This is a genomic window from Pantoea sp. YU22, from assembly GCF_003970755.1.
GTDB classification, from domain to species: domain Bacteria; phylum Pseudomonadota; class Gammaproteobacteria; order Enterobacterales; family Enterobacteriaceae; genus Pantoea; species Pantoea piersonii.
This window is the reverse complement of sequence record NZ_RYDU01000046.1, coordinates 1-707: the sequence shown is the minus strand read 5'-3', so window position 1 is coordinate 707 and position 707 is coordinate 1. Positions and strand designations below refer to the sequence as shown.

Annotated in this window: 3 protein-coding genes; 1 reads left to right on the top strand and 2 read right to left on the bottom strand. The window is 41.9% G+C overall.

Translation table 11 applies throughout. The annotated features are described in order from the left end of the window. On the top strand, positions 1-92 hold a 92-nt coding region (locus EKL29_RS22935; RefSeq protein WP_024193989.1), incomplete at its 5' end, for an IS1 family transposase. 42 nt (positions 93-134) lie between these two features. Here EKL29_RS22935 and EKL29_RS22930 read toward each other — a convergent pair. Together EKL29_RS22930 and EKL29_RS22925 are read right to left on the bottom strand one after the other, a co-directional pair. Beyond that, entirely contained in the window at positions 135-554 is a 420-nt protein-coding gene (locus tag EKL29_RS22930; RefSeq protein WP_126690841.1) for a DUF6998 domain-containing protein, read from the bottom strand. Between the two features lie 61 nt (positions 555-615). Beyond that, positions 616-707 (bottom strand): IS1 family transposase (locus EKL29_RS22925; RefSeq protein WP_024193989.1); only part of this gene is annotated, 92 nt, incomplete at its 5' end.

Below are 707 nucleotides of genomic sequence, written 5' to 3'. Positions count from 1 at the left end.
GGCTGGGACGGAAGTCGCTGTCGTTCTCAAAATCGGTGGAGCTGCATGACAAAGTCATCGGGCATTATCTGAACATAAAACACTATCAATAAGTTGGGACCATTACCGGCTTTATGGTGTTGTTATAAGACCTGCTATAAAAAAACACTCTGAAATTTATCCGTCACATCTTCAATATCCGCATGTGAAAGTAATTTTCTGGTCGGCTTTATTATGAAAGAGTTCGTATGTGCCCGATGTTCGGCCAGTTCTTTACAGGTAGATACTGGGATTTTTAGAGCCCTGATTACTTCGTATTTATCGCCCAGCGTTATCGCTATCAGGTAATCAAAATCCCAAGAGCGGATGCTACCAAACTGTTTTCCTTTGTTCGGCTTCCTCGTTTTTACTTGGAGTAAAGTGCCATCGTCTGTTTGTATGTCTGCGCTTTTAGCTGAATTAGGAAGTATTTGCCCCCCATATACGGCATGAGCTAATTTTTCTCCCAGTTCACCGACAAAATTATTCGTAGTAAATCCAGCATCTAATGCTGCTTTATCGGGTAATGACTCCAACTTATTGATAGTGTTTTATGTTCAGATAATGCCCGATGACTTTGTCGGTAATGACTCCAAATTATTGATAGTGTTTTATGTTCAGATAATGCCCGATGACTTTGTCATGCAGCTCCACCGATTTTGAGAACGACAGCGACTTCCGTCCCAGCC